The sequence below is a fragment of the Fibrobacterota bacterium genome, assembly GCA_019509785.1.
In the GTDB taxonomy this organism is placed as follows: domain Bacteria; phylum Fibrobacterota; class Fibrobacteria; order UBA11236; family UBA11236; genus Chersky-265.
Genome location: JAEKLQ010000025.1, coordinates 1 through 20,254 on the forward strand (window position 1 = coordinate 1; position 20,254 = coordinate 20,254).

Below are 20,254 nucleotides of genomic sequence, written 5' to 3' on the forward strand. Positions count from 1 at the left end.
TACACCGGCATAACGGGCTTCGAACGCGATCGCCTGGACTCGGTCAAGCTGTACGATTCGGCCGGCGCGATCATGGACAAGTGGCGCCCGGCGCAGATCGCCAAGATCGTGCACTCGCGCAACATCAAGAAGTCGGGTAACGGCAAGGATGCCGAGATCCGCTTCGACGTGGTGGTCGAGATCAAGGATGACGGCGGCGTGAGGAAGGGCACCTGGAACGGCACCATGACCGGCTCCTATGACGGCAGCCCCTTCAAGAGCGGTACGATAACCAATGTGGTCCGGGCGTGGGACAGCGGGCACTTCGGCTTCCCCGAATCCGGCACCATCGAGATCGACCGTCCGGTTCTGCACCTCTTGGCCGAGTTCTTGGGGGACGGCAAAGCCAAGGTGACCATTACCAACAAGGTGACCGGCAAGATCCGCATCCTGTACCTGGATGCGAACTATAAGGAGAGCGCGAACCCTTAAGGGACGGAATGAGTGCATGGGAGCAGCCCGCGGGCTGCTCCGGCCGGGCCCGGAATGGGCCCTTTTTTATTTCCTCCGTTTTGGGATTAATGTCAGTTTAGTCTGATAAAACCGAGGCACGCCAAAAAAACAGCCTTCAAGGCATTCTTTGTTTTCCGTTTGGAAACGCTTCATGCCCCGACATCAAGAACCACCAACCCAAATTCTCCCAGGGAGAATAATATCCAGGTTAAATGGGAGCCGGGAGGGAAATGGGAAAAGTAGGACACGGTAGCGCCATGGGCCTTATTTTATGCCATCGGGAGGAAGCCACTAACATGAAAACCACTTCGAAGCATCGCAGCCTCGCCCTGGGCCTGGGCTTATTGGCCGCATCCCTATTGGCCGTTAAGGGGTTTTCGCAAGATCCCAACTTCTATATCTTCCTGGCCTTCGGCCAATCCAACATGGAAGGATACCCGGGCCAGCAACAGCATCAGGATTCGGTCGGGCTGTCCTCCCGCTTCCAAACCATGCCCGCCGTGGACTGGCCGGATGGAAGCCGTAAAAAGGGGACTTGGACCCCCGCGCTTCCGCCCCTCTGCCGCAACAGCACCGGCCTATGCCCCTGCGATTATTTCGGCCGGACCTTGACGGACAGCCTGCCCGCGAACATCAAGATCGGGATCATCAACGTGGCCGTGGCCGGGTGCGCGATCGAAATGTTCGACCCGGCCAAATACCAAAGCTACGCCTCCGGCCAGGCCTCGTGGCTGCAGGATATCGTCAAGCTCTACGGCGGCAGCCCTTATGCGCGCTTGGTTGAGGTGGCCAAGTTGGCCCAGAAGGACGGGGTGATCAAAGGCATTATCATGCATCAGGGGGAGTCCGGATCTTCGACGGGGAACTGGAACGGCGAGGTCAAGATCGTATACAACAATCTGGTCAAGGATCTCGGCTTGGATTCCAACAAGACGCCTTTCCTGGCCGGGGATTTCACCAATCCCAATGGTCAGAATTCCATTGTCTGGGGCCTCCCCAAGGTCATGAAGCAGGCCTACGCGGTTTCTTCGAAGGGGGACGAGGCGAATAGCACCGGCATCCATTTCAGCGCCGCGGGATATCGCGCCTTAGGGAAGAGCTATGCCGACACCATGCTCATCGCCATGCGCAAGCTGGGCATTGGGCCGACGGGACTCTTCGCAAGCAGATCCCGGTCCGGGGCTTATACCATCCGGAGCTTGGCGAATACCGATGCCGGGACATTGCTGTCGTTCGGCATTCCGGAGCGCGCCTTTATCACGCTTAGCGCCTATACCGTGGGCGGCAGGCAGATTGCGCAATTGGCCCGTGGCGAGTATGCGGCCGGGGAGCACTCCATTTCCTTCGGCGGGGAAGCGATGCCGGCGGGCGCCATCGTACTCAAGTTAAACTCGGGTTCCAATACCACGGCCCGGACGCTCGTCATGTCCACGGCCCCTTAAGAGTCCCTGACATGATGGATGCCGGGCGGCGGCCGGCGCGGGTCCTATTGACTCCGCGCGGCCCAGGGCCGGAGCCCCGAAGACGCCTATCTGTCCTTATTGTTTCGAAAGAATGACCGAACCGTTATTCTGATCATAAGGAATGGGAATCGTCAGCTTGTTTCCCGAGAGGGTTCCGGTTACGGAATCGGGCGTGGGCGGCGGGACGCCTTCCGGAGAGATGCCCGGCGAAGAAAGCAGGCTGCTCGCGTACTTTAAAGAAATCGTATTTCCGGTCAGTTTATACTTCCCTGCCAGGGTATAGGTTCCATACGACAGAGGCAAGGTCCCTGCAAAAGCCGTATCGGCCGTGAAGACCAGGATCATGGTGGAGTCCGGCGCCTTGCCCTTCCAGGTTCCGGCCACGGCGTTGGACGTCCCTGAATCAGTAGAGCTATCGCACCCCAGCAGAATGAAGGCGCCGAGCAAGGAGCCGATCAAAACGGTTTTGAATCTTGCGCTCATGAATACCCCGATGAATTGGATGTGAATGAACCCCTAAGTTAAACAGCCTATGCGGTTTCCGCCTAGAGGGATTTTTTCGCGCGGATACTGAAAACGGGCCAGGGGCTGGATAGTTCCTTCTCCCCGATGGGCCAGCTGAAGTTCACGTGGTTCACCACCTTCTGGGTGGATTTGCTGGCCCCCAGGCGCACGCCGAAGCCCACTGAATAATGAAGTTTGTCCCAATCGAAATCGCGGTAAGCGGGAAAGGTATTGCCGGCGTTGGCGAAGACCGCCAGGGCGGGCACCACGGTGCCGATCTCGAAGGTGGGAAACAGGCGTTGCTCGGCCTCGATGAGGATGCGCGCCTGGCCCGCGTAGTAGAAACTGGGGTAGCCGTTGAGCCCGTTGTCCTCGCCCAGCAGCACTTGCTGCGATTGCTCCGAGGCGAAAAAATGGTTCCAGGTCACCGCCAGGAAGGACGAGGTGAGGTAGACGGGTTTCCATTGCATCTCGCCGAAGGCGGAGGCGTATCCGTCGTCGAAGCCGCTCGGGCCCACGAAGTAGTGCATGGAAGCGCTGGTGTTCATGAAGAAGGAGTCCCACCAGGCATCGTTGAAAACGGCCGTATGGCTCAGGTACCAATCGTCGTTGCGGGCGCCGAGCCAAGATTGGTCCTTGGCCGCCTTGGTGGTCAGGCGCCAGCCCGTTTCCAAGGTCTCGCTCCATTTCAGGTTGTTGAAGTTCTGCACGGTCTTGTAGTCATATTGGTAAACCGAAAGCGAGAGGCCCAGCAGGTAATCATGGCGTTCGTAAGGATAAAGCCCCGAGAGCGGCTCGCGTCCTGGGTGACCACGTGCTTGAATTGCGATTGGACGTGGTAGTCCCCGCCCAAATCCTTTGCCAAAGTATCAGGCAAGGAGGACAGCCGATTGGCGTCGAAGTACACGTATTCCGAAGTCTTATCGGCGGAGAAGGAGGATGAAAACGACCAGCGGCTGGTGCGCGATTCCAGCGGCTTGGACAAGGAGAAGAGGGTGGAGTAGCCGTCGGAAAGCCAGGCCGCATGGCTAGCGAAGCGCAAGCGGGCCGGGGTCAACGCGTTGTTGGCATAGTCCAGCCAACGCGTGTCCCGTATCTGATCATGCCCGACGAAAAAACCGAGCCTTTGCCCGGTCCCGAATAGATTGCTTTCCACCGGGCCCACCCAGTAGATCCATTCGCGTCCCAAGCGGTTGATGCTGAAGCCGGGCACCGTGGTCCATTGATCATAAGTGGTGACGATGATATGCGCGGTGCCGTCCTGCCAGCGCATCACTTCGATGATGGCATCGGCCAGGAATTCCTCTTGGCGCAGGGACTTCTCGGTCTCGAGCAATAGGCCCTTGGTAATCGTGTCCCCTTCCTTGAACAACAAGCGCCGCCTTATGGTTCCGGGCCGGCTTTCGATATGCAGCTTGTTGCCTACGTCATAGACCCATTGCTCGGCGTCGCTATGGGTGGCGCTGCCCTCGAAAGCGTCCTTGATGGACAATTGGATGGACCGCACCTGGGCGCTGAAGGTATCGGGAAGATCCTTCGCGCGGGTGAAGCCCTCGGCGGGCTGGAAGAAGCGATTGCTTTGGGCGGAGGCGGTCGGGGCGAAAAGGGCGAGGAGGGTTAACAACAGAAGGAAGGGCATTGCGCAGGAAGATAAAAAGTTGTGCCTCGGCGCGGCCGCCTATGTCGATCGGATCGGGGGAAGCGGGCCTATAAGCCGGGTTCTGTCTCAAGCGATCGGGCAAGCCCGATCGCTTGGGATGGCCATCCATCTGGGTCGGCGGTTGCCCGCCGCCTCGAGCGACCTACCCGGTGGCCGGCCGGAGCGGACCGCTCCAGGGACGGCGATCTTGCGAAAGCCCTCCTCGGCCACCCTATTTGGTCTTGCACCGGATGGGGTTTGCCCTGCCGTCCCCGTCGCCGGGAACGCGGTGAGCTCTTACCTCGCCATTTCACCCTTACTCGGGAACGGCCTTGCGGCCTTTTCCGAGCGGTATATTTTCTGTGGCACTTTCCGTCGCGTCGCCGCGCCTGGCCGTTAGCCAGCATCCCGTCCTATGGTGCCCGGACTTTCCTCCAGGATCAAACGGCGCGAGCCGAAGATCCCAGCGGCCATCCGGCCCGCTTCCCGATCCGATCAGGAGGGCGGACAAGATAGCAACTAGTTGCCGGGGACCTTCCCGGGGCCGGTCTTGCGACAAGGTTCCGACCGGATCGGTGCTACGTCCGGATCAGAGGTGTTCGGCGCCGAGGGGCGCGGGATTCGGCGCCGACTTCTTGAGGAGGGATTGGTACTGCTTGTCCGCCTTGAGGGCCTTCTCCAACGCCTTGCGCCGCTTTTCCTCGCCCGTCAGGCATTGCTTGGCGCGAGGCTGGGTGGCATAGCGATCATCGCAGGCCTTCTCGGCCGCGAACTTCTTTTCCATCAACGCCTGCACGGAAGGGTCGTTCATGTCGGCCCCATGCAGCTTGGCATCGTTCAGTTCGCGGTCCACGCGGGCGTAGGCCGAATCGGAGCGGCATTCCTTAAGGAACTTCGTCTTCTCCCGATCGCAGGCGCGGATCTCCTTCTTGTCGGAATCCGAAAGGATACGCCGCTGGATCACGCGCTGCAGGGAGTCGAGGCTATTGAGCACGGAAGGATCGACCGGGGTCGCCGTAGGCTGGGCGATGGCCGGAGCGGCGCAGAGAACGGCGCCGAGGGCGGAGAAGGCTAAGGCACACGCTAAGCGAAGGCGCATCGGATCTCCAAGGGAAGTTGACCGCAATATACTCGTCCCCGTATCAAAGCACCTTGGGAAACCGCCGCCGCGCCGCCAAGAAGCAAGCAGCCGACGCAGCCAGCAAAGCGGCCAGGGCCGAGGCCAAGACCAACGTCGAGCCGAAAAAAGCCGGCGAGAAAGCGGCCGCCAGGAAAAACAGTCCCAGCATGGCCAGGCTGGAGAGCTGCGCCGCGCCGCGTACCGACTCGGCGATGAGGGAAAGCAAGGTGGACAAGGCGCAGAGGAACAGGGCCAACGCCGGGGTCAAAACCATGGCCTTGATCAGGAGCGCGCCGAAACCGGGATAGGCGTAGCCTTGGGAAGCCAGCATGGCTCCCAGCGCCCCCTGCCCCAGCCAACCTACCAGCACGGGGAACGGCAAGATGCCGAGGATCTTCCCCCAGAACAACGGGCCGATGCCCACCGGCAGGCACATGAGTATCTCCAAGGTGTTGCGCTCTTTCTCGCCGGCGAAAGTATCGGCGCCGAGGGGAACGGCGGCGCTGGGGGCCAGTACGGCCAACATCAGCAACAGCGATCGGGCCAGCTCCAGGGTTTCCCGGGGCGAGCCTATGCGACCCCAAAGGGTAGCCGCTTGCAGTCCAAGCAAGATGAGAGGCGTAAGCAGGAAAGGCAGCAGGAAGCGCGGCTCCTTGAGGACGAGGCGCCACTCATGCCGGGCCATGCGCAATGCGTCGCCCATCAGGCCGCCCCCGTGAAACGCGCGTACGCATCGGCCAGGGTAGGACGGATCGGTTCCGCCGAGGCCAAGAGGAGACCGCGCTCCACCACCGCGCGCAACAGGGCGGGCATGCGATCGAAAAGGCCCTCGGCTTCCGCTTCCAGGGCCAGGGCATCGCCCGGGACGGTCGTAACGCGGGCGGAGAAGGCGGTCTCCATCCAGGCCCGGTCCGCCGCTTGGGCGGGGGCCGCGAAGCCCAGGCGGACCCGGGCAGGCCCCCCCGCGGCGCCCAGGATGGCCGCGCGTTCGCCGGCCGCCCGTAAAGCTCCCTGCGCCAGGAAACCGAAATGGGTCGCCACCGCTTCCATCTGCTCCAGGCGATGGGTGGCGACCAAGGCGGTGGCTCCGGCCTCCGCGAGGTAACGCCCAAGATACCCCAGCACCTCGCGCTGGGAATCGGGATCGAGATGATCCGTAGGCTCATCCCACAGGAGCAGCTCTGGCCGATGCAACAGGCTGCGCGCCAAGTGCAGCTTCTGGCGATTGCCTTGGGACAGTTTCCCGCAAGGCTTGCCATCGAGGGGAATGCCGAACTCCCGGCAAATCCCGTCGATGCGATCCCCGGCATCGGCCAAGCCGTAGAAGGAAGCGAAGAAGGACAAGTACTCGCGCGCGCTCAGGCGGCCGTACACGCCCGGGTTCTCGATCAACACCCCGAGGCGGGCCAAGCGGGAACGATCGCCCCCGTCCGACGACCCGAGTACGGCTATCGACCCGGAGGTCGGCTTCACCAAGCCGGTGATGCAACGCATCAAAGTGGTCTTCCCCGCCCCGTTCGGCCCGAGCAATACGAACAGGGAGCCCTTGGGAATGTCCAAATCCACGCCCCCCAAAGCCTCCACCGGCCCGGTCTTCCCAGGGAAGGTCACATGCAGGTTACGGCAGGAAACGGCCCCCGCGCCTATGCCGATCGCGGGAGCGGTCGTTCGGGGCTCGATCAGCGAAGTAGGGGTCATCGACCCCAAAGATAGATTTCGCGTGGGGCGCTGGTTTCCGTATGCTGGGTCCGGCGGGCCCGGGGGCGCGTGGGCGGCTCAGAGGAAGCGGGTCGATGCGTGGGGCTTTCCGGCGGCCTGGGAAAGGGGTTCGCCCGCGCATTTGAAGAGCGCGGGCTGGCCTTACTTCGAGTGCGTACCCTTTCCCAGGCCCGCCGTCCGCTTCCATGCGCCGCCCACGCACCCCCGGTCCCGCCGTCTCCGCCGACCGAACCCGCGACCGGCGCTCTTTGGACTGGAACGATTGGGTTGGGCCGGATTGAGAAGTGACGCCCATCGTGGATGCCCACCGTGGACGCCCCTCCCCGCGATCCGCAAAAAAGGAAAGCGATTCCCGTCCCGGGAGAGCGTCCGCGGGGCCCGCCGGAGGCGAAGCGGGCGGGACTGGGCTTGCGGGGCGGCGAGTCAAAGCGGACGACATCCTGGGAAGGAGATCGATCCACTCCTAAGGCAAGCCCGCGCTCTTCAAATGCGCGGGCGTCCGTCCCTTCCCAGGAGGTCGGGGAGCCTCAACTCAACGATCCGCTTTGTCCGAGCCGCACCGCATGCACAGGCACGCCAGACCCACCTCAGGCGGGACTCAAAGCAGCGATCACCCAGAGACGTGCATCGACTCCACCAGCATATCGGGAACCTTCACCGAAGAAAAGGAATCCGAATACTCGCCGGAGAATCCGCGGATGGCCATGAGCAGTTCGAAAAAGTTGGAGTTCAGGGTGATCTTGTCCACGGGCCGGATGCGTTTTCCTTGCTCGTACCAGAAGCCCTGGGCGCCGATGGAAATTTCCCCAGAGATGGCCGAACAACCCGAGCCGCCCTCCAGCTTGGTCACGAACAGGCACTTGGGGTGGGCCGATAGGAGTTCGTCCAGGGACTTGTCCCCTTTGGGCACGATGTAGTTCGAGAATCCCGTACCCGCCTTGCCGGAGTAACCCCGGGAGCCGCTGCCGGTGGGCGCTACGCCCGCCTTCTTGGCCGACTCCAGGTTGTAGAGATAAGTCTGCAGGACGCCGCCCTTGACCACTTCCAAGCGCGAGGTCGCCACGCCTTCGCCGTCGAAAAGATGCGACCCGGGCGCGCCGGGGATATGCGGCTCGCTGAATATGTTCAGCAAAGGAACGGCGATGGCCTGGCCGACCTTTCCCGCCAAACGCGATTGTCCCTTCTGCACCGCCTCGGCGAAGAAGGGGGAACCGAACATCGACATGATGGAGGGCGCCACGCGATTGCTGAACACCACCGGATAGCTTCCGGAAGGAACCGATTCGGCGCCCAAGAGCTCCGTCGCGCGTTCCACCGCCTTGGCGGCCATGAACTTCGGGTCGAAGGCGAAGTCGCGTCCCCCGTTGGAATACACCCCCATCTTCTTATGCTCGCCCTGCTTGGCCACCACGCCGATGCCGGCCGAAACCACGTTGGAGCGCGAATGGTAGTCGATGCCGTTCGAATTGCGCACGATGGACATGCCCGATGAGCGGCTGGCCCCCAGGTAAGGCACGTTGTCGATGCGCGGATCCGCCCCGCGGGCGATGGCCTCCAGCTCCAGCCCCAGGGCCTTGAGCTGATCGAGGGTGACCTCTTCCAGGGCCGGATTGTATTGCTTGAGATCGAGGTCCGGCAGGGGCCGGGGCTGGGGCAGATCGATGTCCACCGGATCGGTGAGCTTGGTATGCGCCAAGGCGTCCTTCACGGTCTGCGCGATGGCCTCATAGGACATCTTCTCGGTGAAGGCGAAGCCGGGACGGTTGTCTTTGAAGATACGGATGCCGATGCCGCGGGAATTGGAGATCTCCGTGCTCTTGACCTTGCCTTCGAAAAGCTCCAGGCCCATGCTGTCCGATTCGCCCGCCACGCAATCGAAATGATCGGCGCCCTGCCGGCGCGCCTCTTCGCACATGCAATCGAGGGCCTCGGCCGGAGCCAGGGATTCGGAACCGGGATTGCCCGCCTTCTGGATCATCTTCCCCCCACCAGGATGTTGTCGACTTTGATGCTCGGCTGGCCCACCATCACCGGGATCGAGCCGGAGGATGCGCCGCACATGCCGGCGGCCAATTCCAGATCGTCGCCCACCATGGAGATGAGCGGTAGGATTTCCGGGCCCTTGCCGATCAAGGTGGCCCCGCGCAGGGGTTCGCCGATACGGCCGTTCTCGATCTTATAGGCTTCTTCCACCGCGAAGTTGAATTCGCCGGTGGCCGGGTTGACCGAGCCGCCGCCCATCTTCTTGGCGTAGATGCCGTTGTCGATGCTGGCGATCATCTGGGCCAGGGTCGAGTTCCCTTTGTCTATATAAGTGTTGCGCATGCGCGAGACGGGGGCGTACTGGTAGGACTCGCGGCGCGAGCTGCCGGTGATGCCCGCCCCCACTTCCTTGCCGCCCACGCGGTCGCTCATGTAAGCCTGCAAGCGCCCGTCCTTGATCAATACGGTCTTCTGCACCGGATTGCCTTCATCATCGATGTTCTGCGATCCCCAGGCGTTGCGCAGGGTGCCGTCGTCGACGGCCGTCACCGCGGGATGGGCGATCAATTCTCCGACCTTGCCCGCGAAGGGCGTGGCCTTGCGCCGCACCGCCTCGGTCTCGAGCAAATGCCCGCAGGCTTCGTGGAAAATCACGCCGCCGAAGCCGTTGCCCATGACGACCGGCATCTTGCCGCCCTTCACGTAGCCGGCGTTCAGCATCAGCACGGCGCGTTCGGCGGCGAGCTTCGAATAATGGGAGATATCCAGGCCTTCGAAGAATTCGAATCCGCGCATGGCCCCGGGGGCTTCGCTTGCGGTGAAGATCTCGCCCCCCGACTCCGCGGTCACGTTCACGGTGAAGCGGCTGCGGGTGCGCGTATCCTCCGCCCACAGGCCCTCGCTATTGCAGATGAGCACTTGGCTCACCACGTCGCCGGCGCGGGCGTTGACCTGGATGATCTTGTCCGAATAGCCGCGCGCGATGTGGTCGGCGAGCTTGACGAGATCGAGCTTCCTGTCCTGCCCGATCTCGCGGGGATCCTTGGTGATCTTATGCTGGTTCTCGAACACCATGCCCACCAGCTTCACCGTCGGCTCGGAAGTGCCGGGATGGATAATGCCGCGGCTGCGGGCGAGGTTGTCGATCAGCCGGACGATATGATCTTCGCTCTCGTTGCTGGTGTGGGCGTAGAGGATCTCGGTGCCGTAAACCAGGCGGATGCCCAGCCCGTAGTCGGTGCCGGCCGAGGCCGATTCCACCTTGCGATCGCGGAAGGAAACGGACGCGTTACGCGTCTCTTCCTCGAAAAGTTCCACGAAGTCCGCCTTGCGGTCGAGGCCGGCCTGGATCAGGCGGGCCGCTTTGTTCTTATCCATGTTTTTTTCGTCCTGGTGGTATCTTCCCATTATAACAATTTGGCCGATCGCGATCCCGGATGCGATGCGTAGGTCCGGTATTCGCAAGACGCCTGGGCCGGGGGGCTGGATATGTCCCCTTTTCCCCTGTTTCGGGCCATGGGCCCCGGCCTCGCTTTCCTATTGACCACCGGTCTTTGCGCGACCATGCGAACGGCATCCGCGCAAGGTGATGGCTGGCGGGATCTAGGGCTTCCCCAGGACGCGCAGGTAATGCGATTGGCGCTTGGTCATGCACGGGCTTCTGGCGCCGCATCGATGAGGGCGAACTACCATAAATCCGGGCCGATTTTCCGCCGGCCGCGATGAAGCAACGGGGGTTATCTTAGGGATAATCTTCGCCCGGGAGATCCCATGCATCCTTCCGCCGGACCCGCCGCTTCGTTGGCGTTGTCCGCTACCTTGCTCTTCGCGTCGCCCGCTTTCACGGCCGATTGGAAGGATGCCGGCCTTCCCGGCGGGGGGTGGGTATCGAACCTCGCCCGCCTCCCGGCCACGTCGCAAAGCCCGGCGGCCCTGATCGCCGGAACCGAACCAGGGGCAATCTATCGGTCCCTTGACGGAGGCGTCCAATGGGAACGCGTGCTTCCCGATGCGGGAGAGCCCATCCGCAGCCTGCTGGTCGATGGGGACATCGTGCTGGCCGCGGCGGGAACGCGAGCCGATATCGGCCTTTGGGATTGCTTCGGGCCCTACGGCTCCTGCCCCAGTCCCTGGGCCAATGGCGGAATGTTCCGTTCCACCGATCGGGGAGGAACCTGGCAACGGGTAAAGGCGGACAGCTTGGATGGCGCGGTCCTGGGCTTGGCCCGGACGAACGCAGCCTGGTATGCCGCCGGAGGTTCCTGGCTTTGGTCGTCGGCGGACAAAGGCGCAACCTGGAAACGCGTGCCCCCGGATACGGGCTGGGTCCCTTATTCCTCGGCCATGTCCGCCTTCGTCTCCGATGGCGTCCGATTGTATGCCGTCGCCAGGCAAGGCCTCTACTCCGCCCAGCTCGATGCCCCGAGAGGCGTGGCTTGGAAACGGGAACCGGGTTTAATCCTGGCATTGGCCGCGGGCCCGGACAGGATCTACCTATCCGCTAAGCCCGACGTGAATCCCGTCCAGGGCGGTTTCAACGCGGACGGCATTTACAGCCGCAGATCTTTCGACCTTACTTGGCGGCTGCTGTCGCCGGATACGGCCGCGGCCCTGGCCGTGGATGGCGATACCGTGCTCGCCGGCTCGGCGGCAGCCATGCGCGTCAGCCGTAATGTGGGCGCCAGTTGGAATCCTTTCGCGATGCCATTGCCCAACCTGGGTCGTACCGGAACTTTGCTGGTCGACGGCGCCTATGCTTTCGCGGGCGGCGGCGATTCCCTAGGCATCCGCAAGGCGGCTTTCGCTTCGGGTGGCTGGACTTACCTGAGCCCGGGACTGCGGGATTATTCCGCGTACGCCCGCTTCGCGGGCGGAGTCCTCTTCTCCAACGACGCTTACGGCGATCTCCTACGCCAAGGCGACCAAAATACCTGGTCTAAATTCCCCTTGGGGATTTCCAATTACATCGAATCCACCCGAAAGCTTCTCATCAGCCAGATGGGCCGCTATGCCCTGATCGGGGCGAACTCGGGGTTCTACTCCCTCGATCCCGCCGGAACTTGGAATCGCCTCGATAACGTGCAAGTGGACGGAATCGCGCGCGGGGAAGGTTGGGTGGCGACCTTCCAGGAAGCCGGTTGGTATTTACGGAGTTGCGTCGCCAATGACTATCTGGTCTGCGCTCCGTCGCATCTGACGGGCTTCCCTTCCAAAGGGCCTTATGCCGGCACCACGCCGCTGCGGCATTTCCGAGGCATGACCGCACGCGGCGACTCCCTGTACCTCGGCATCGATAGCATCCTGTACCGGTCGGGGGATCGGGGCGACTCCTGGCAGGCGGCCGGCAAGCTGCCCGACTGGATCTTTTCGCTAGGTTTCGCGGGAGACCGGCTGTACGGGATGCCTCCCTCGGGCGGTTCGCCGCTCGGGTCGAAGCTGCTCAGCGCGTGGGATGATGCGGCGCGGGCCTGGCAGCCGCAGGACCTGGCCGGCGTACGCGGCGCCTTCCGGGAAGCGGCCTTCCGCGGGCAGGAACTCTACCTCGCCACGGACTCGGGCCTTTTCGCCCGGGCGGCGGGCGGAACGGATTGGGTGGATTTATCCGGCGGGCTTCCGCAAGCGGACCTCCGCTCCGTGGCGGTGCAAGGGGATACGTTGGCCGTGGGGCTGATGCAAGGCGGGCTCTTCACGCGGAAATTGGGGCCCGAGACCACTGGGATGCGGGGCCAGTCGCGCCCCCTGCGCATCGCCCGGCCGAGGGGTATATGGACGCGGGAATACCGCGCCGACGGGCGACTGCGCCCGAGGTAACGCGCCGGTTACTGAGGCTAGCCCTCGCCGGGGAAGATCGAGTCGATGCGATCCGAAACCTGCTGCCCGCGGTCGGGCTCGAGATCGGGCATCATCTCCGCCACGCCGTTCTTGCGGACGTCCAACAGCACCGTCCCCAGCTTGGATTTGGCTTGGGCGGCGATCATCTTCACCAGGCCCAGATTGGTGCGATCGTCGAAGATCAACACCATGATCACGTCCTCGTCCACCAGGGAGATGTGGATGTTCTCCTTTTCGCCTTGATGGAACATGACCGAGAATTCGGTCTCGCCGATGAGCGTGGCGATGGCCTTGGTGGAAGCGAAGCTGCCGGCCGCCAGGGCGGCCAGGCTGGTCACGTTGATGTTCGGGTTGAAGCCGACCTGGGAGATCAGGTTCCCGTCCTTATTGATGAGGAGCACGTATGACGAGGCGGATTCGGTGATGAGATGCGACAGGATCTTGTTGATCCGATCGATGTCTTCCTTGTACACGACGAAGTCGCCCATGCGGCGCCTACTTATCCTTCCGGAATAGGCCGTCGAAGAAGCCTTTCTTTTTCTCGTTGGGATGCGGCAGCTTCTTGGTCTTGAAGGAATCGTCCTTCTGGAGATCCTCGAAGGTGGTCACGATCCCGCTGTTATCCCCGAAGCCCCCGGCGTTACGGGACGATCCCGGCCCGCCTTGATCCGGATTGGGGAAAGGCGTGGAACCCATGGGCGCTTGCCCGGGAGGGGCGAAGGAGGATCCCGGCCCTTCGAATGCCGGACCGCCGAAACCGGCGCCCGGCGGATTGTTTTGTCCGCCGAAGCCGCCCGCCGGCGGAAAGCCCGGTCCCGGCCCGCCGGGAGCCGAAGCATGCCCACCGGGGTTTCCCGGAAAAGGGGTCGCGAAGTTTCCGCCGCGAGGGGCGGATCCGGGGGAAGCGGGAGGCGTGCCGAAGCCGGGCATGGGCTGCATTTGCTTCGGGGGCGCCGCGAAAGGATTGAGTCCGGGCGGAGCGCCCACGCCGGGGAATCCGCCGGTAGGCGCGCCGAAGCCGCCGGCCGCCGGAGGCGCGCCGGAAGGGCCCGCAGGCGGCGCCGCGTTGGGACGTCCTTGGCCGAAGGTTTCGACGAAGGGGGAAACCGGAATTCCGGGCGGGGGTTGGAAACCTGGCGGCTGGAAGCCGGGATTGCCCGTGGATTGGGGCCCGGGAGCTTGCGGGCCGGGCCCTCCCGGTCCGGCCTGTTTGGGAGGATAAGGCGGGAAGCCCCCCGGGCCGCCCGGAAAACCGGCTTTGGGCGCGGCGGGAGGATTACCGGCGAAGGGGTTGGGCGATGCCATGCCGAAGCCGGTATTGGGCGCCTGATTTCCGAAGGGCGAAGTCGGCGGGGCGCCGAAGCCGGGCGCGCCCGGAGCGCCTTGCGGAGCGGGTTTGGGCGCGGCCGGCATGGAGCCGGGAAATCCCGACGAGCCGGGCATACCGGAAGGCGGAGACATGAAAGGATTCCCGCCGGCGGGGGCGGTCGATCCGAATCCGCCGGGAGCCGGCGCGGCCGGGCGAGGGCCGGGCTGGGGAGGAGCGCCGAAGTTTCCCGGAAACTGCTGCGGTCCGGGCGGACGCGGAGGCGTACCCGCGAACGGGTTGGGCGCGCCGGGGGCGCCGAAGCCGGGCGCGCCTTGCGGCGCCGGCGCGGCAGGACGTTGGGGGGCGGAGGGTGCCGCGGGCGATCCGGGGGCGGCGGGCCGTTGCGGCGCGCCGGGGGCGGCCGGGCGGCGGGTCCCCTGGAAGCCGGCGTACTTGGCGTTGAACTTGTCGATGACAGACTTTCCGATCGCCTTCAGGGTGGTGAATACGCCCACTCCGGTCGCGGCTACGGCCTCGTAGAACGGCAGGTTGTGCTTGTTCAAGAGCGCGTTGAGCTGCTGCACCGGATAGACGTTAGGCAGATCGCGTTTATTGAACTGCAACACCAGCGGGATGTTCTCGATGGAATGGCCGTACTCCCGCAGGTTCTCCTGGAGGTTGGCGAAGCTTTCCAGATTCTCCTGGAGCTTGTCCACCTGGGAATCCACCACGAACACCACGCCGTCCACGCCGCGCAACACCAGCTTGCGGGTCGCGTTGTAGTAGACCTGGCCGGGCACGGTGTAGAGCTGGAACTTGGTGGAAAAACCCTTGATGGATCCCAAGTCCAAGGGGAGGAAATCGAAGAAGAGGGTGCGATCGGTTTCGGTCGCGAGCGATACCATTTCGCTCTTATCCTTGTCCGGGATCTTCCTATGGATGATCTGGAGGTTGGTGGTCTTGCCGCTCAAGCCCGGACCGTAGTAGACGATCTTGCAGCTGATCTCCCTCGTCGCGTAATTGATGGATGCCACGGGAACTTCCTTGGTTACTTGATTAAGGGGCTCACTTGGGCGATTTCGACACGGATCAGCCCGGTGTTGGCCTGGCTGTCCGCCAACACGACGAGGTATCCGAGTTCGACCACCTGCACGAAGAACTTCCCTTCGCTGGCCTCGATCATGGTTTGCATAAGCGCCCCCGCATGGGCGTTGGCGACGATCTTGCTGGCCACTTGCTGCACCGACACGATCAGGGCGCTGATGAAGTCCGATGGGACGGGGGTCCTGAAATGGGACACGATCTCGATCCCGTCCGGGCTCACGATGCTGGAGCCCTTGACGCCTTTGATCTGATTTATCCGTTCCAATATAGTCAACATCCCATTCAACCCCGTAGATAGCCGCGCGCATGCAGCAGTTGCGCGACGGCGTGGGCCCCGCGTTCGATCCTGAACTTGAACAACTCATAACTGCCCCGGTTCCCCGAGACGATGAGCAGGAACCGATCCGCCAACTCCAGGTTGAGGATCAGGTGGAAGCGGCCTTGCGTGAAGGTCACCACTTGATCCAATGGACCCAGCCCCAACATCCGGCAGCGCTCCAGGTTTTCCAGGAAGCTGGAAACGAAGTACGGGCCCTCGATGAACAGGCTCTCGTGGGAATCCTGCCCCCACGCCATCACCAGCCCCTCGCGGTTGTACAAGATAACGCCGTGGATGCCGTTGACCAGGCTAAGGTAGCCGAGGCATCCGTCCAGATCGCGCGACTCCACCAACTTGTTGATTTGCATCGCGCCCGATTCGGTCTTGCTCATGGCTGGGCCCCGGAAGCGGCCGTGCCGCCGGTCGCGGGAAGCCCGCCCATGCCCGCCGGCCCGCCATGGGCGGCGGGACCGCCAGGAACGGTCTTCTTGAAAGTGTTCTCGGCGCGCACGATGGAGAGCAGGTTCTGGTTGAGAGGGCCGGTGACATGCGCCATGCCTTCCCCGCCCGCATGGAAGGTAGAGACGGTGAGATGCTGGAAGGAAAAACAGATCTTATGGATCGGTCCCGCTTCGAGAGCGCCGCAAGCGTCCTGCAAGGACCCGGGCAATTCCCGCATCAGCATCGCCATCAGGGGTTCGAGCTCGGGCGACCGGCAAAAGATCTTCGGCCGCTGCTTGCCCCATAGGCCCAAGGCCTGGGTATTCGGATCATTGGCGATGCCCTGGGACAAGCCCATGTCCGCATCCCCGGACGCGCCCGCGCGATGGCCGCGGGAACCATCGCGGCCGAGGGCGACCGCCGGCGCCGGGGCCGAGGGAAGGGAAGCCAGGGCGACTTCGATGAAGCCCGGCCGAACGGCCTTGGCCGGACGGGCCGGAGAAGCCTGGACGGCCGGCGCGACTAGGGTAACCATCGGGGCCGGGGACGCCGGGGCCGGGTCGGCAGGCCCGCTCGCGATCTCCGGCGCGACGGGCTCCTCGGGCGGAAGCCTGGTGGGCGCGAATGATGCGGACAAGGCGGCGGCCGAAGCGGCCTCGACATTCCCGAAGCCGGAGGCCGATCGCGCTTCGGGAACCGGGTCGGGCGATTCCGGGGCGTTCTCTGCGAACTCGCGGTAGATGCTGGTTTCCAGCAGCGACAACGCCACCATATCGTTGGGATGCTGGTTCACGCGCGGGACCAGGCGCTTCTTCACCATCGGGTATTCGCCGGTTTCGATCCCGATTTGCGCCTGGAGATAGAAGACCATGTCCTTGAAGCGGGACGCCTGCTTGGCCTCCAGGCTGTGCAGCACGTGCGCCGCCAACTCGAACCTGCGCCGGCGGATGAGGAGGCACGCGTAGGCCAGGGTGCAAGAGCTCTGGATGAAGCTCTGGCAGATGACGTCCTCGGCGATGACCGCTTCGGCGGACTTGATTTCATGCTGCGGGGCGGCGATCATGGTTTGCGGATCCGTCTCATTTGAGGATGAAGGTGAAGCCGCCCGTGCGGCGATAATAGGGCATGCCCCCGGATCCGTCGAACTCCCGGCCGCCCAGCGCTCCCCGTTCCCGCAGAGGCGCCAAGGTGGCGGGAAGGCTGTCGGCGTGCGCTGCGAAATCGATCAAGAAAGTCTCCACGTTGTCCCGCGCCAGCGAGCGGGTGATCTCGTATTCGTAATCGCCCGAAACCTGCCGTCCGGGACCCGCCGGTCCCGCGGTCCCCGTCATCCAGATGGCGAACAACCGCACGGAGGTCGCGAACACCAGGAAAAGTATGGAGACCCCCAGCACCATGGCCGTCTTGCGATCCTTTTCGGACTGCGGATCGACCTGGAGGGGAGCCTCGCGTTCCTCGCTCGCCGCCTTCACCGGGGCGATGAACCCGCCGTGCCATAAATTTACGATGCATTCCGAAAGCCGGAAAGACCCGAAAGGCACTTGACGCGCGATTTGCGAGACGCTGCGCCGGGAATCCACCAGGCCCAGCACCAGGTAATCCCAGCCTTGTGGATCCCCGTCATAAGGTCGGCCGGTGGGCCGGAACACCAGCTTGGCGTCCGGCAACGCCTCGCGCAGGCGCGGCCATTCGTCGATACGGCGCATGCCCTCCATGCAGGCGAACTCGGTGGAAATGTTGAGAGGGGAGGCCGGCATCCCCTTTTGGCCGGCCGTGAACTCGTAGCGGCCTTCCAACCAGCCGAACAGCTCGCATACCAGGTCCTCGGTGATGATCTGCTGCCACTCCTTACGCTCCTCCTCCAGGAGATGGCCCTTGGAGGCCAAGGTATCCAAGAGGGAGCGATCCATGTCCCGGCCAATGGCCTCCATGTCCGACATATCGCCCTTGGTAACGCGGCCGGTCGAGATGAGGATGTCCTTCACCTTGCTTTCGGGGGCTTCCCCGTTCACCCGCACGCCCGCCAGGTTCCCTTGGACGATGGACAGCTCGGCCTTTTCCTTGCCGCGGGAGAGGAGCAGTTGGCCGGTCTTGCGCTGCTGCAGCAGCAATTGCAGCACGTCCGCCAGGGAGAAGTCCTTCAGTTCGCCCGAGAGGATCATCTAACCGCCCCCTTTTCCAGGGCCGCCCGGGAAGAAACCCGGTCTTCCGCGCTGAGCGGGGCGCGCAACTGCTTCAGGTTGAAAACGGCGTAAAGCAAAAGCAGGGGGGCGATGGGCAGCCATCTTAAGGGGCCCAGGGCGAAAGCCGGATATTCCATCACCGGGTGGTTCGCTCCCCACAGTAACCCGAACAGCATCGAAACGGCCAACGGCCACAGGAAGCGGCCGCCGCCTTTGCCCAGGTACAAGAGCCCGACCCCGGGGAACAGGCTGTTCAAGAGGGAACCGATCCGCACCGCGGAGAGGGCGGCGCGATGGCGCAGGCGCGCCACCAAATCCAGGCGCACGCGATTCTCCTGGACGCCCGAAACGGTTTTGAAGCACTGCTCGCAATGCACGCCTTTGCGGCAGGTACGGCACATGACGCGTCCGCAGATCCGGCATTCGAAAAGGTCCCATCCTTGGGTTTGCGGCGAATACCGGCGGAAGCGGAACCACAAGATGGCGACGGCCAAGACCACCGCCGCCAACAGCCAGGAACCCGGCAACTCCAGGATGCCGGCCTGCACTCGCACGCGCAGGAAATCGAGATCGAGCAGGGAGCGCCAAGCGCCCGTCCAGGCCTGTCCCGCGCGCAGCATGGGATCCATGGTCTTGCGCACGCCGGGGGCGGTCGGGAATTGTTCGTCGTTATCGTTGAGCCATTGCGTCACCAGAACAGGATCGATATCGGCGGCCCGATCCAGGAATTTCTTATGCTCCTCCGAATGGTTGTCGTACAACTCGGCTTGGCTCGAATTGAACCAGGTCTCCACCCGTTCCGGCGCCTCGCGCCGCGCGGTCGCGAAAACGGACGCCGCCTTGGCATATTCGAAAGACGCCATGGAGAGATCGCCCTCGTTCAGCAAGGACAAATCGCCTGCCGGATCGATGCGGGAAGCCTCGCGCGCCCAGTCCGCCGCGCGCAGGTAATTGCCCTGCTTCTTGTATTGTAACGACAGGGCCAGGGCGCGATAGAGGCTATCCTCGCGCGTGCGCAGGCGCAGGGCCGCAGCGCGTTCCACCAGCGCGCCGTCATAGCCGCGCGACCAGGCTTGATGGTAATAGGCCATGCCTTGGCGCGCGTCGAGATGGCTGCACATCGACCCCTCCCAAGCGATCAAGACCGGCAGGAGCGCGATGCCGAGAAGCACGGCGCGCAGCACCGATTTCTCGTCCCCGGAAGAATGTTTCCAGAGCAGCATGACTCCCAGGATCCCGAGCAAGGCGAAACCCAATCCGCCTATCGCCAGGCTAGCCAACATCAGGGCGATGGCAAGATAGCGGATACGCATTTCCGCCGCCTTAGGCAGGCGCTCGGCAAGAGGGTGCGCGATACGCGGGAAATGGCGCGCGAACAAGACCAATAATCCCAGCCCCCCGAAAAGGACCAGCCCGAAGCGCAGGCAACGGGAGAGATTGACCAGGAAGAGCGCCTGCGCATCGTAGTAGCGCAACAAACGGAACGTCTCGCCCAGCGAGGACCATATGTACCCGAGATCCCAAGAAAAGAGGGATTTCTCCCGAACGTACAGGACCAGGTTCTGGAACGGGATCCAGGGGCAAAAGGGATCGAGGCGATGGGCGAACTCCAGGTCCTGCCGGGCGGATTGGAACTTGCTTTCCCCCGTGGCTATCCGGGCTCTCCAGAGTTCGAGCTTGGCGAACTCCGGCAGGCGCAAGTATCCCTTTTCCAGCATGATCCGGTGGGTCTCCACCTGCCAGCCATGGGCGCGCTGGCGCGAGCCCGCCTCGTCCAGGATGCGCGCGGCCTCGTACGCGATGCCGAGATCGCCGCGTGCCGCCGTCGCCGCGGCCGCGAGATCGGCATCGCCGGCGCCGGGACGTTGGCGGTCTTCGGCCATGCCCAGGGCGAGGCCGGTCCAGACCGGGGCGGACGCGCTCGGCGAGCGCAACTGGCCGATCAAGGTCGTTCGATCGGTTTCGCCGGCGGTACCGGCGAAGAGCTTTTGCGCCAAGGGAAAACGTTGCTGGAATTCCCAACGCGATACGACCGCTTCGCGGAGCGACTCCAAGGCGGCGGTTTGCGCGCACGCCGGATTCGCCGCGTACGCGGCCGCCGCTAATGCGATGCAGAAAAACCTAAACACCCATCCGCCCCTTCCCCT

At 63.5% G+C, this 20,254-nt stretch carries 18 protein-coding genes and 1 other RNA gene; 3 read left to right on the top strand and 16 right to left on the bottom strand.

The genetic code is table 11. The features are described 5' to 3' along the window. Both JF616_04100 and JF616_04105 read left to right on the top strand, forming a co-directional pair. The coding region (locus tag JF616_04100) for a hypothetical protein (protein ID MBW8886922.1) at positions 1 to 471 on the top strand (471 nt) is incomplete at its 5' end. Between the two features lie 317 nt (positions 472 to 788). Next, positions 789 to 1,934, top strand: a complete 1,146-nt coding sequence (locus tag JF616_04105) for a sialate O-acetylesterase (GenBank protein MBW8886923.1) — start codon at positions 789 to 791, stop codon at positions 1,932 to 1,934. A 96-nt stretch (positions 1,935 to 2,030) separates the two neighbouring features. Here JF616_04105 and JF616_04110 read toward each other — a convergent pair whose 3' ends face one another. From JF616_04110 to JF616_04150, 9 genes are all read right to left on the bottom strand, one after another. Next, a complete protein-coding gene (locus tag JF616_04110) occupies positions 2,031 to 2,438 on the bottom strand; it encodes a hypothetical protein (GenBank protein MBW8886924.1) in 408 nt (135 codons plus the stop codon). 62 nt (positions 2,439 to 2,500) lie between these two features. Next, positions 2,501 to 3,169, bottom strand: a complete 669-nt coding sequence (locus JF616_04115; GenBank protein ID MBW8886925.1) for a hypothetical protein — start codon at positions 3,167 to 3,169, stop codon at positions 2,501 to 2,503. After that, on the bottom strand, positions 3,148 to 4,098 hold the full coding sequence (locus JF616_04120; protein ID MBW8886926.1) for a hypothetical protein: 951 nt from the start codon (positions 4,096 to 4,098) through the stop codon (positions 3,148 to 3,150). Before JF616_04120 ends, JF616_04115 begins: the two co-directional genes overlap by 22 nt. A 55-nt stretch (positions 4,099 to 4,153) precedes the next feature. Continuing rightward, positions 4,154 to 4,584, bottom strand: an RNA gene (gene rnpB / locus JF616_04125) — RNase P RNA component class A. Between the two features lie 103 nt (positions 4,585 to 4,687). Continuing rightward, a complete protein-coding gene (locus JF616_04130; protein MBW8886927.1) occupies positions 4,688 to 5,197 on the bottom strand; it encodes a hypothetical protein in 510 nt (169 codons plus the stop codon). A 43-nt stretch (positions 5,198 to 5,240) separates the two neighbouring features. Further along, entirely contained in the window at positions 5,241 to 5,921 is a 681-nt protein-coding gene (locus JF616_04135) for an ABC transporter permease subunit (GenBank protein MBW8886928.1), read from the bottom strand. Beyond that, a complete protein-coding gene (locus JF616_04140; protein ID MBW8886929.1) occupies positions 5,921 to 6,916 on the bottom strand; it encodes an ABC transporter ATP-binding protein in 996 nt (331 codons plus the stop codon). The genes JF616_04135 and JF616_04140 overlap by 1 nt, the downstream gene beginning before the upstream one ends. A gap of 631 nt (positions 6,917 to 7,547) precedes the next feature. After that, positions 7,548 to 8,852 (bottom strand): TldD/PmbA family protein, encoded by a 1,305-nt coding sequence (locus tag JF616_04145; GenBank protein ID MBW8886930.1) that lies wholly within the window; start codon positions 8,850 to 8,852, stop codon positions 7,548 to 7,550. Positions 8,853 to 8,911: 59 nt separating this feature from the next. Further along, entirely contained in the window at positions 8,912 to 10,297 is a 1,386-nt protein-coding gene (locus tag JF616_04150) for a TldD/PmbA family protein (GenBank protein MBW8886931.1), read from the bottom strand. A 393-nt stretch (positions 10,298 to 10,690) separates the two neighbouring features. On the opposite strand from JF616_04150, the gene JF616_04155 reads away from it, so the two are divergent. Next, the gene (locus JF616_04155) at positions 10,691 to 12,730 is read left to right on the top strand and encodes a hypothetical protein (GenBank protein MBW8886932.1); all 2,040 of its coding nucleotides are present in this window, start codon (positions 10,691 to 10,693) and stop codon (positions 12,728 to 12,730) included. A 17-nt stretch (positions 12,731 to 12,747) separates the two neighbouring features. On the opposite strand, the gene JF616_04160 is transcribed toward JF616_04155, so the two are convergent. The 7 genes from JF616_04160 to JF616_04190 are packed head-to-tail and all read right to left on the bottom strand — an operon-like array spanning position 12,748 to position 20,236. Continuing rightward, positions 12,748 to 13,239, bottom strand: coding sequence for a roadblock/LC7 domain-containing protein (locus JF616_04160; protein ID MBW8886933.1), 492 nt, complete (start codon positions 13,237 to 13,239; stop codon positions 12,748 to 12,750). A 7-nt stretch (positions 13,240 to 13,246) separates the two neighbouring features. Beyond that, positions 13,247 to 15,094: a hypothetical protein gene (locus JF616_04165; GenBank protein MBW8886934.1), complete on the bottom strand. Its 1,848-nt coding sequence runs from the start codon at positions 15,092 to 15,094 to the stop codon at positions 13,247 to 13,249. A gap of 14 nt (positions 15,095 to 15,108) precedes the next feature. Further along, positions 15,109 to 15,429, bottom strand: a complete 321-nt coding sequence (locus JF616_04170; GenBank protein ID MBW8886935.1) for a roadblock/LC7 domain-containing protein — start codon at positions 15,427 to 15,429, stop codon at positions 15,109 to 15,111. A 17-nt stretch (positions 15,430 to 15,446) separates the two neighbouring features. Then, a complete protein-coding gene (locus JF616_04175) occupies positions 15,447 to 15,875 on the bottom strand; it encodes a hypothetical protein (protein MBW8886936.1) in 429 nt (142 codons plus the stop codon). Beyond that, the gene (locus JF616_04180; protein MBW8886937.1) at positions 15,872 to 16,987 is read right to left on the bottom strand and encodes a hypothetical protein; all 1,116 of its coding nucleotides are present in this window, start codon (positions 16,985 to 16,987) and stop codon (positions 15,872 to 15,874) included. The genes JF616_04175 and JF616_04180 overlap by 4 nt, the downstream gene beginning before the upstream one ends. Before the next feature lie 16 nt (positions 16,988 to 17,003). Further along, entirely contained in the window at positions 17,004 to 18,086 is a 1,083-nt protein-coding gene (locus JF616_04185; GenBank protein ID MBW8886938.1) for a DUF4388 domain-containing protein, read from the bottom strand. Then, positions 18,083 to 20,236: a hypothetical protein gene (locus JF616_04190; protein ID MBW8886939.1), complete on the bottom strand. Its 2,154-nt coding sequence runs from the start codon at positions 20,234 to 20,236 to the stop codon at positions 18,083 to 18,085. The genes JF616_04185 and JF616_04190 overlap by 4 nt, the downstream gene beginning before the upstream one ends. Positions 20,237 to 20,254: the final 18 nt, after the last annotated feature.

Excerpts from the sequence above, each read along its gene's own strand:
- JF616_04130 (MBW8886927.1), bottom strand. The coding sequence starts at position 5,197 with ATGCGCCTTCGCTTAGCGTGTGCCTTAGCCTTCTCCGCCCTCGGCGCC.
- JF616_04185 (MBW8886938.1), bottom strand. The coding sequence starts at position 18,086 with ATGATCCTCTCGGGCGAACTGAAGGACTTCTCCCTGGCGGACGTGCTG.
- JF616_04105 (MBW8886923.1), top strand. The coding sequence starts at position 789 with ATGAAAACCACTTCGAAGCATCGCAGCCTCGCCCTGGGCCTGGGCTTA.
- JF616_04180 (MBW8886937.1), bottom strand. The coding sequence starts at position 16,987 with ATGATCGCCGCCCCGCAGCATGAAATCAAGTCCGCCGAAGCGGTCATC.
- JF616_04150 (MBW8886931.1), bottom strand. The coding sequence starts at position 10,297 with ATGGATAAGAACAAAGCGGCCCGCCTGATCCAGGCCGGCCTCGACCGC.
- JF616_04160 (MBW8886933.1), bottom strand. The coding sequence starts at position 13,239 with ATGGGCGACTTCGTCGTGTACAAGGAAGACATCGATCGGATCAACAAG.
- JF616_04135 (MBW8886928.1), bottom strand. The coding sequence starts at position 5,921 with ATGGGCGACGCATTGCGCATGGCCCGGCATGAGTGGCGCCTCGTCCTC.
- JF616_04120 (MBW8886926.1), bottom strand. The coding sequence starts at position 4,098 with ATGCCCTTCCTTCTGTTGTTAACCCTCCTCGCCCTTTTCGCCCCGACC.
- JF616_04155 (MBW8886932.1), top strand. The coding sequence starts at position 10,691 with ATGCATCCTTCCGCCGGACCCGCCGCTTCGTTGGCGTTGTCCGCTACC.
- JF616_04140 (MBW8886929.1), bottom strand. The coding sequence starts at position 6,916 with ATGACCCCTACTTCGCTGATCGAGCCCCGAACGACCGCTCCCGCGATC.
- JF616_04175 (MBW8886936.1), bottom strand. The coding sequence starts at position 15,875 with ATGAGCAAGACCGAATCGGGCGCGATGCAAATCAACAAGTTGGTGGAG.
- JF616_04110 (MBW8886924.1), bottom strand. The coding sequence starts at position 2,438 with ATGAGCGCAAGATTCAAAACCGTTTTGATCGGCTCCTTGCTCGGCGCC.
- JF616_04145 (MBW8886930.1), bottom strand. The coding sequence starts at position 8,852 with ATGTGCGAAGAGGCGCGCCGGCAGGGCGCCGATCATTTCGATTGCGTG.